This is a genomic window from Cellvibrio sp., from assembly GCF_053579595.1.
Window position 1 is genome coordinate 1 of record NZ_JBRFPI010000131.1, and the last position, 10,587, is coordinate 10,587.

The following is a 10,587-nucleotide window of genomic DNA, read 5'->3' on the forward strand; positions in this document are numbered from 1 at the left end:
TATCGGCAAAACCAAACTGCAGGGTTGGCAGAAGTTTTTGCTACGGCCAGAGGTCGCAGCGCATTTGCTCTTTATCGAAGACTACGACATCAGCCTCGCGCAACATTTGGTTCAAGGTGTGGATGTGTGGATCAACAATCCGCGCCGTCCCTGGGAGGCGAGCGGCACCAGCGGTATGAAAGTTCTGGTTAATGGCGGATTGAATTTATCCACGCTGGATGGCTGGTGGGCCGAGGCCTACCAGCCGGAATTCGGCTGGGCGCTGGGTGATGGTGAAGAGCATGATCCAGAGCAAGACAGCGCTGATGCAGAGCAGCTTTATCGACTGTTGGAAGATGAAATCATCCCGCGCTTTTACGCGCGCGATGCCGAAGACATCCCCCGTGAATGGATTCAGCAAATGCGCAACAGCATGGTGCAACTCACACCGCGCTTTAGCAGTAATCGCATGCTGCAGGAATACATTGAGCAGCATTACCTACCCGCCGCAAAAGGGTTTCAGGCGCGGGTTGAAAACCAGTGCCAGCTCGCTAAAACCCTAAACGAATGGACGCGACATTTACACAGGCACTGGCATGAAATTCATATCGGCGAGCGCAGTTTCACTGACGCCGAGACCGGCTGGCGGTTGGAGGTGAATATCTACCTCGGAGCGATTACACCGGACAATATTACCGTGGAGGCAATCGCCGATAACGAGGGTAAACAGCCCGCAGAACGCATCAGCCTGACACTCACCCGCGCCGGTATCGCCAACACCTATCACTATAGCGGCTTGCTGCCGAAGGCTCGCCCCGCCGGCGATTTTAGCCTGCGGGTGATTCCCGCTCACCCACAGGTGCAAGTACCGGGAGAAAATGCGCTGGTATGCTGGCAAACCTGATATTTGATAAACCAGGAGATCGAGACGAGGGGACTCGACGTAGAAGTAACTTGATGGCGGCGAAACTTGCGCATTTATCAAAGCTTGACCATTGTTAAAGCAGCTCTGTGCTCGCAGGGCACAAAATCAGGAGAAATGAATGCGAGGGGTTATCGCACGCTTGAACAATCTGTTTCGCTACTGTCGGCCAACATCGGTTGCAGTGGCGTTGTTATTGCTGTGGCAGACACCGCTTGGTTTTTGCGAGACAAATCAAGCCACATCCCCCACCCAGATAAGCCGCACCATCACTATCGCCACCGGCGAATACCCACCTTGGACAGGTTCGGCCTTGCCCCACGACGGCTATGTCAATCACATTATTACCGAGGCCTTTGCCAACCAGGGCGTCAAGGTTGATTTTGTGTATCAGCCCTGGAAACGCGCCTTTGAAGAAGCGCGGCAAGGGAAATTTGATGCCACCTCCTACTGGTACGAAAGTACCGAAAGACGTGAGTCCATGCTGTTCAGCGATTTACTCATCACCAACCGAACGGTCTTTTTCCAGCGCCGGAATGAAGCCGAAATACATTGGAAAACCCTCAGCGACCTGAGCCAGTATCGAATGAGTGCCACACTCGGGTTCACCTACACCGAAGATTTCTATCGCGCGATCGACAGCAATATCATCAGCCCGATTATGGTTCCCTCGGATGTGCAGAACCTGAAACTGCTGATGGCCAAACGCACCGATATTTTTGCCACTGACGAGATGTGCGGATTTTATATGGCCGCGCAACTCAGCATAGATCCGCGCAAACTCAAGGTGGTCGAACCGGCGCTGGTCAGCCCGAAAGGCTATTTGCTCGCCAGTAAAACCAATCCGGACTCCGTGCTCATTATCGATACTTTCAATCGCGGCCTGCGCGCGATGAAAGCGAATGGCACCTATCAAGCCATTCTGGATAGAGTCGATAACACCAGTTTCTACGACCCGCTCGCCAAGAACATCGCCCCTTCCGACCATCCATAATCGGGTTGGTAGGGCTTTACAAATCATCACCCAAGACCGTCGGCTTCAACTGTTATAGTAGCCACCACTATTTATGTTTTTCACTTCCGTTTTTCCACTCCCCGTACCCAAATCGAGTGCAGGGAGCTGTTTGTTTCAGGAATATGTATGTCTGCGTCTGATGTATCCGCCACATCCGCCCTTGGTGCCCGGCAACAACTCTCAACCCGTTTCGCTTTTCTGATCACCGGCCTCGCAATGTCCGCATGGGCGCCGCTGATTCCGTTTGTCAAAGCGCGCCTGGCCATTGGTGAATCTACTCTCGGTTTATTGATTTTGTGTTTTGGGGTCGGCTCACTGCTGGCCATGCCAGTCACCGGATTATTGGTCAATCGCTACGGCTGCCGGCGAGTTATCACCAGCAGCTTATTGTTGATGTGTTTGAGTTTGGTATGCCTCGCCATAGCTCCCGGTGTGCCCGGCATGGCTATTAATCTGCTGATATTTGGGATGATGCTCGGCGCCACCGATGTCGCCATGAACATGCAAGCCGTGGTGGTAGAAAAAGCCAGCGGCCGCGCGATGATGTCCGGCTTCCATGGCTTTTATAGCCTGGGCGGGATTTTTGGTGCGGTGGTGATGAGTGCACTTATGTGGCTGGGTTTATCGCCCTTTCACGCGCTCTTGAGCCTCACCATCGTGTTGTTAATGATGCTGAGCTATTGCGCAAAAGATCTATTACCCAAAACGAATGACAGCAATAACAGCGGCGAGCGCGAACCTTTTTTTGTGTTGCCGCGCGGCAAAGTATTACTGATCGGCGCACTGTGTTTTGCAGCTTTTCTAGCCGAAGGTGCGGTACTGGATTGGAGCGCGGTATTTCTCAATACCATGCGCAGCATTGATCCGGTCTATGCCGGCTTGGGCTTCGCTTGTTTCTCCGTCGCCATGACTATTGGCCGCTTCACTGGCGATAAAATCGTTAACGCCCTCGGCGGCACCCGCGTTGTTTTCTGGGGCGGGCTCTGCGCCGCCAGCGGATTTTTGTTAGTGGTTTTTGTACCTTACAGCGCCGCCGCATTTATTGGTTTTACGCTGGTAGGCGTGGGCGCTTCCAACATAGTACCGGTGCTATTTACCGCTGCAGGCAACCAGGATTCCATGCCGATGGGCTTGGCAATTGCAGCAGTCGTCAGCATGGGTTATGCGGGATTATTGGCGGGTCCAGCGGTGATTGGTTTTATCGCTGAGCAGAGTAGTTTGAATGTGTCGTTCGGGATTGTTGCACTGGGGTTGTTGGCGCTGGCGGCATCGGCTAAAAAAGCGACAAGCAAATAACGTAGCCATATTATTGGTTCCAATAAAAAACGCGGCGATAACCATATCGCCGCGTTTTTTATTCACAACATCTTTACCAAAAAACGTTGGTAAAGTCTTATCGCGAAAACACCACCGTCTTGGTGCCATTCAACAACACGCGATGTTCTGCATGCCAGCGCACCGCGCGGTTCAACACCACAGCTTCAATATCGCGCCCGATTTCCGCCATTTCATCCGGCGAATTCACGTGGGATACACGCTCAACCGATTGTTCGATAATCGGGCCTTCATCCAAATCGGCGGTAACAAAATGCGCGGTCGCGCCGATGAGTTTTACGCCGCGCTCAAACGCTTGGTGATAAGGTTTTGCGCCTTTAAAACCCGGCAAAAATGAGTGATGGATGTTAATCGCGCGGCCATTTAATTTGCGGCACAAATCGTCAGAGAGAATTTGCATATAGCGTGCAAGCACTAAAAATTCCGCCTGCAAATCCTGCATCAACTGCCACAACTGCCCTTCTTGTTCGGCTTTGGTATCAGCGGTAATCGGCAAATAATGAAACGGCAATTCATACCATTCAGTTAAATCGCGCATCACATTGTGATTTGAAACAACACCGACAATATCAATCGGCAGCGAGCCATTTTTCCAACTATTCAGCAGCGCATTCAAACAGTGTCCCCACTGGGAAACGGCAATCAACACACGCGGTTTGGTGTGGCTATCGAAAATATTCCAATCCATTTGATACTGCTCACCGAGCGGCTTAAACAGCGAGCGAATCTGCCCCAGGTTGTAACCCACCGGGCACTCAAATACTGTACGCATAAAAAAGCGATTGCTTTGCACATCTTCAAATTGGGAAGACTCTTTAATATTAAAGCCCAAGGTCGCAAATAGAGTAGCGACGGCGGCCACCAAGCCTTTGGAATCCTGACAACTAAAGGTTAAAACTATTTCCTTAACAGCAGACATGTGATTTTCTCTTTATCAGATTCAGCGTTTAACAACAGGGGATTATCGGCAATCCGGCTTTTGATCGCTAATCGCTCAGCAGCAACCCCATCAAAGGCCTCATGCTACTTCTACTAATTTGGGTAAGCAACCGGCAACCACTATTGAACCGTTAAAATATGATTAAATTCCAGCCTATTGGACGATATTCAGATACCAAAAGTGGGAGAATTCAAATGCAGTGTTCGGACGATTAAATGCTGGGCAAAACCCTGTATTGAAAATCACAAACTGAACAATTCCCGAAACCGCGTTGCATGGCGGCGGGAAATTTCGAGCACCATGCCGGATCGTAGTTGCAATTGATAACCACCATTTACCCAAGGTTCTACATTAACAACTTCTGTTATGTTCACTATTTGTTGGCGGTTCGCACGAAAGAAATGGGTTTCAGGGAGGCGTAATTCAATTTTCCCGAGGGCGCGAAATAAAGTCACTTTTTCATTTGCCCAAAATACCCGGGTGTAATTGCCGCAGCTCTCAAAATAATGAATATCTTGCAATCGAACCCAGTAGCACTTGTCCCCGTCACGCAACATGACTTGGCTGTGAAATTCCAGGGCCGGTTGGATCTCTTCCGCTTCATTTACGGCGGTGTCGGCCTTAAGCTTATCCAATGCTTTTTGCAATCGCTCTGGGGAAACCGGCTTTAACAAATAATCGACAGTATTGAAATTAAACGAGTGAATTGCTTGGTCTGCATAAGCGGTGATAAAAATCACTTTGGGGTCGTAGGATAATTCTTGCAATAACTCAAAGCCATTTTTACCGGGCATATTAATATCCAGAAATAACAGCTCGGGGTTTTCACGCTGGATAATGACGTAGGCATCGCGTGGGTTTTCGGCTTCGGCGCAGAGTGAAATATGAGGATGCGCGAGTAATAGCTCTTTCAGTTCCTGCCGCGCCAGACGTGAATCTTCAATGATCATGGCCTTCATTGTGAATACTCCAAGGGTAGAGTCAAGGTGGCAAAAACGACTTGATTCTTTTCACTTAAATTAAAACTGGCGTCGCCGCCATACAACAATTGCAAGCGCTCGCGGATATTATTCAAACCCAACCCAAAACCTTTTTGTCCGGACTCTTTTTTCATACTGCCATTATTGCTGAGTATGCAGCGCAATTTTCCCGCGACCGCATAGACCTCCAACACCAATTTTCCGCCGTCCGGTAGCTGGCTAATGCCATGCTTGATGGCATTTTCCATTAAAATTTGTAAAACCATGGGTGGAATTAAGGCTCGCGTCAACTCTGGGTCAATGTTTTCAGCATAAACCAGACGATGCTCCAGTTGAATTTTACTCAATTGAATATAATTTCTGGCGAGCGTCAGCTCGTCCAACAAGGGAATTTTACTACCGTTACCCGCCAGGGGTATGCGCAAAATATCCGACAACACCAAAATTGACTCGCGGGCTTTTTCGGCATCTTCGCGAATCAATGCGCGAATATTATTCAGTGCATTAAAAATAAAATGCGGATCAATCTTTCCGGCCAACAAATTCAATTGAGACTCTTTATAATTTTTTTCTAATTGCAATTGCCTTAACTGATCATGACTTTGCCGCCGCTGCGCGACTGATTTTTCATAAATCATTACCCACATCCAGCAGCCCGCACTGGTTACTGCAATTAAGGGAATAAAAAATCCACCGCCTTTCACCAAGTGTTCATATTGTTGCAGTTGCACCGCTGCGTCACTGGCAAATACGATGACGTACCCCATTAACCACAAGCCTCCGGCCAATAGCAAACCAAATACGAGTGACAGCAAAAACATCGCCAGCGAAAAATCAACCAGTGTCTTATCCAACAATTGAAAACGCTGAATGAGGGAGCGCATCAATAGCCCAACAAATATGCCACTACTGATTAGCGTGATGAGCATAGTGCGCGCAAACTCATCGGATACTGACTGCCAGCTCAACAGATCCGAGAAGTATAAATAGCACCCCAGGACTGACCAGCCGCCAATATTGTAAGCCCAAAATTGTAACCCGAGTTTGAGATCAAACACCGCATCAGGTGGTTGCCTAGTGAAATGACCATAGGGATACCTGAAATACATAACCAACAAAACGATAACGGCCTGCAGATCCAATTGCGATCGCAAAGTGCCGATAAATTCATGTTTGTTTAACCACAACTGACCAGACCCGGTAAAAACAGCCGCTATATTTTTTGGCAAATCAACCAGGCTGCTTTGCTCCAAACTTTCCATTGAGAGCAGCATACGAAAAGTCAGCATGCAGAAAAAACTGGTACAAAAAATAATGAAGACCAGCCCAGGAATTGAGGAAAGCAGATAAGAACCAAATACCGGATATTGGGGACGAAATAGCAGGACTGACGCAGCAAAAACAACCCCAGTGACCAACACATAGAGATTGTTCATAAAAAAATCGAAGGAGAACAGAAAACCTTCCGGGTTGTAATAAGCAATTACCACCAACGCGTGAAAAAATTCATTAAACAGATACAGCACAGCCACTGCAGCCACGCTTACCCATCGCGTTGCTTTTTGTGGACGCGGATCATAGCGCTCAGCCTGAATGAAATTAAATAGCAGCAGCCAGATAAGCAACACATAACTGGTGCCTATCCACTGACTAATCGCAAAGGGAAACCACCAGTAATTCTCTGGCATGGTTATCAAACCGACAACTATGTCTTTTACTGGCTCGCCTCTCAGCAACGAATAATCAATCAACGTAAATACATAACCAAATACGACAGCTAACAGCACTACGAGAGGCACCAAGGAGAGTGGATTCTGAAAATGCCAACGGAATTGATGTGCGCTATAGCGATACACAACGCTGAATACCATTCCCAAACAGCCGATTAGCAACGAATGAGGTAACTGCCCAAAAAAATCGCCATTATGAAGATAGACGCCGGTTGCATTAAGCAAAATATAAAGGCCCCAACCAACTATGGAGCAACACCAAAATTCCCTGGATGGAAATCGATTAGTCATATCACTTTCTTTTAAAGGGAAACTTTTGCTCATAGTGAAATTTTCTACACTCTTTTGACACGCATTATCTATTTATTTTTTTGTCAGCTTACCAGACGGAAGCTCCAACTCCAGCGATTTTTGTTTTCACTAATACAGCAACCGCTCATTGAATCTAACTACCGTTAATTGATTATGGTGACCGCTCATCAATTTAGGCACACGCCCTTCGCGGGAGACTTTAGCATCCTCAACATCAGCGAGGGATCTAATAATGAAATTATCCGTTCAATATCGGCACTTGCCGCACATCAGCATCCTGTTACTGCTCACCGGCTGTGGCGGTGGCGGAGGAAGCGAACCTGGAAAAAATAGCTCCAGTGTTAAAAGCACAATCAGCTACAGCTCAACGGCTGCAACCACTCAAATCAAACCATTACAACCCGATTTAAAACCTGACCCTGTGCTACCCACGCGCAACTCAGCCGATTGGGATAAAGCGCGTGACGCCGCGCGATTTCTTGCCCAAGGGAGCTTTGGAGTTACGGCAAAAGATATCGATTTTATTCTCGTTAACGGAAAAGAGGCTTGGTTAGAACAGCAGCTATCAACGCCACTCACATCCCAGGTTGCACACCTTGACGAGCGGGTTAAAACCTGGGGCTTTCTTCCTGTTCCACCCAGAATGTATTACGACGACGCAACGGGCGGTGAATGGGACAGATTAATAGCCAAACATGATATTTGGTGGGAAACCGTTATTTGGGGTTCAGACCAATTGCGTCAGCGCGTGGTCTTGGCACTTAGCCAAATAGTGGTAGTGTCGCACGCGAGTAACGGCTTATATGCGCGCGAACGCGGATTTGCTAACTACACCGACATTTTAGCCGAGCAGGCATTTGGCAATTATGGGGATCTTTTAACGGCTATCAGTTTGAACCCCATTATGGGCATTTACCTCAGCTCCATTAATAACCCCAAAGCCGATCCAGCACGCGACATTCATCCTGACGAAAATTATGCGCGTGAAATTTTACAATTATTCAGCATCGGTCTTGAGCAACTGAATATCGATGGCAGCATTAAATGCGATGCGAATGGAAAACCCATTCCCACCTTTGACCAACAAACCGTCAATGAATTTGCACGCGTATTTACCGGTTGGACATTTTCGACTAATACCACCTTCGCCGAAGGCGGCGAATTTGCATACTGGCGAACGCCTATTAGTAACGTCGAGCCGATGAAAGCATTTGCTGAGTTTCACGATTCGGGCGCAAAAACGTTACTCAATGGCGAAGTCATTCCCGCAGGGCAAACACCCAGGCAAGATCTCAATGCGGCAATCAACAATATTATGGCGCACGAGAATATCGCGCCCTTTATTTGCAAAAAACTTATACAACATTTAATTACCAGCAACCCTAGCCCCGCCTATATCGCGCGCATCGCCAATGTATTTAACAACAATGGGCAAGGCATTAAAGGCGACATGAAATCAGTGATAAAAGCGATTTATCTGGATCAAGAAGCGAATAATATTCCTGCAGAAAGCGCAGACTACTTTGGCAAACACAAAGAAACACCACTGGTTATTGCGGGCATTTGGCGCAGTTTCAAAGCGCGCGGCACACCAGTGAAAGGCCCCAACGGAGCTTGGGTGAATACCATTCAATATTTAACCGAAGATCCCATCGAACAAACATTTTTGTATTCACCCACGGTATTTAATTTTTACCAAACCGATTACAGCCCACCGGGCGAGCTTGCAACTAAAAATTTATTAGCGCCCGAATTGCAAGTATTTGGCGGCGCGGCGGCGGTTAACCAAGCCAATCTGTTAGCCAATTTAATTTATCGCCGTCATTACAATGACAAAGACCTCTACACAGACACCGGACAAGCATGGGGGGGCAACTCGCGCTGGAATAATCTGCCCGTCAAAGCATTATTAAACCTGGACACTGAGATCGCTTTAGCAAGCACACCCATTGCATTGGTCGATAGGGTAAACCTGCTTTTAACCCAAGGGCAAATCAGTGCTGAACATTCGGCGTTGATTGTTGAACACATCAGTCTGCTGCAAGACCCTTTGGCGCGAGTTTATGAAACGATTTTTTTAATTGCCATCTCACCTGAATACGCGATTCAAAGGTAATAACATGAAAATAATAAATAGCCGTCGCAACTTTATTAAATTATTTAGCAAAAGCGCATTGGGCAGCGTGCTGGGCGGAAGTCTCTTGCCGTTATTCGCTAAAGCACAAAATAATACTGATTACAAAGCATTGGTGTGTATTTATTTGCAGGGCGGTAATGATGCATTTAACTGCCTGGTTCCCATGGGAGATTCTGCATACAAGTCATATCAGAATATTCGGCAGGAACTCGCGGTACCGCGCGAACAACTCTTGGCACTCAATACGCAGAACCAAGGTAGCTATGGTGTTCATCCGCTCCTTAACAAGACGCGCGGATTTTTTAATCAAGGCAAGCTCGCGCTTATAACGAATGTGGGCAACATGCTAGAACCGATTAACAAACAATCCTATCTTGATAAAACGGCAACACCACCTACGCATTTATTTTCTCACCATGATCAAACACTTTATGCAGATACACTCAATAACGGCGATTTGAGTACCGGTTGGGCCGGGCGAATTGCGGAGATGATGGGTGATGTAAACATCAACCAACAATTGGCGATGAACATCAGCATATCGGGTGATAATTACTGGCAGCGCGGCAACCTGCAACTCCCCTACACCGTAAAAAATAGCGGTGTAAGTATCATTAATCAATTGTCGGAAGAAAATCCGACTGCGTTCCCGGCATCGCGCGCAAAACTTTATCGCCACTTTCTCAGTGCTGAACGCAATCATTTATTACAGCGTTATTATTCAAACGTACAAATGAATGCATGGGGAACGGCACAATATGTAGCGGATATTCTCGCTAGCCAGCCCAATCCCGATTTACCGATTTATAAAACGCAAAGTAGAGGCGGTTTTGTGGAAAGCCTGGCAATGGTCGCTCGCTTGATCGCCGCGCAGAATGCATTTCAAGTTAAACGCCAAATTTTTTATGTCACGCTCCGGGGGTTTGATACACATCGCGACCAACTCCAACAACACCCTCAACTACTTTTTCAACTGGATGAGGGGCTAGCACTTTTCTATCAAGCACTGGAAGCCTTGGGCGTGGAAAATAACGTTACTACATTTACCACATCGGAATTTGGTCGGAGGCTCGCACGCAATGGCGATGGCACCGATCACGGCTGGGGCAGTCACCATTGGGTAATGGGAGGCGCAGTGAAAGGGCAAAGCTTATATGGACAATTTCCGACACTGGAAATCAACAGCGATGATGATCTCGGGCGCGGCCGAATTATTCCGCAACTCAGCTTTGATCAA

At 47.7% G+C, this 10,587-nt stretch carries 8 protein-coding genes; 5 read left to right on the forward strand and 3 right to left on the reverse strand.

Features of this window, described 5'->3' with window-relative positions; all coding sequences use genetic code 11:
- The 3 genes from glgP to ACWA6V_RS10005 form a co-directional block, all read left to right on the forward strand.
- A partial coding sequence (glgP, locus tag ACWA6V_RS09995) for an alpha-glucan family phosphorylase (protein ID WP_449522351.1) occupies window positions 1-883 on the forward strand: 883 nt, incomplete at its 5' end.
- Between the two features lie 139 nt (window positions 884-1,022).
- On the forward strand, window positions 1,023-1,895 hold the full coding sequence (locus ACWA6V_RS10000) for a substrate-binding periplasmic protein (RefSeq protein ID WP_449522352.1): 873 nt from the start codon (window positions 1,023-1,025) through the stop codon (window positions 1,893-1,895).
- 147 nt (window positions 1,896-2,042) lie between these two features.
- Window positions 2,043-3,212 carry an MFS transporter gene (locus tag ACWA6V_RS10005; RefSeq protein ID WP_449522353.1) on the forward strand — a complete coding sequence of 390 codons (1,170 nt, stop codon included), beginning with the start codon at window positions 2,043-2,045 and terminating at the stop codon, window positions 3,210-3,212.
- 97 nt (window positions 3,213-3,309) lie between these two features.
- Here ACWA6V_RS10005 and purU read toward each other — a convergent pair whose 3' ends face one another.
- The 3 genes from purU to ACWA6V_RS10020 all read right to left on the reverse strand — a co-directional run bounded on the left by purU (window position 3,310) and on the right by ACWA6V_RS10020 (window position 7,192).
- Window positions 3,310-4,170, reverse strand: coding sequence for a formyltetrahydrofolate deformylase (gene purU, locus ACWA6V_RS10010; protein WP_394983902.1), 861 nt, complete (start codon window positions 4,168-4,170; stop codon window positions 3,310-3,312).
- Window positions 4,171-4,433: 263 nt separating this feature from the next.
- On the reverse strand, window positions 4,434-5,150 hold the full coding sequence (locus ACWA6V_RS10015) for a LytR/AlgR family response regulator transcription factor (RefSeq protein WP_449522354.1): 717 nt from the start codon (window positions 5,148-5,150) through the stop codon (window positions 4,434-4,436).
- Entirely contained in the window at window positions 5,147-7,192 is a 2,046-nt protein-coding gene (locus ACWA6V_RS10020) for a sensor histidine kinase (protein WP_449522355.1), read from the reverse strand. Before ACWA6V_RS10020 ends, ACWA6V_RS10015 begins: the two co-directional genes overlap by 4 nt.
- A 253-nt stretch (window positions 7,193-7,445) precedes the next feature.
- Here ACWA6V_RS10020 and ACWA6V_RS10025 point away from each other — a divergent pair, with 253 nt between their 5' ends.
- Together ACWA6V_RS10025 and ACWA6V_RS10030 are read left to right on the forward strand one after the other, a co-directional pair.
- Window positions 7,446-9,329, forward strand: a complete 1,884-nt coding sequence (locus ACWA6V_RS10025) for a DUF1800 domain-containing protein (protein ID WP_449522356.1) — start codon at window positions 7,446-7,448, stop codon at window positions 9,327-9,329.
- Window positions 9,330-9,333: 4 nt separating this feature from the next.
- The coding region (locus ACWA6V_RS10030) for a DUF1501 domain-containing protein (RefSeq protein ID WP_449522357.1) at window positions 9,334-10,587 on the forward strand (1,254 nt) is incomplete at its 3' end.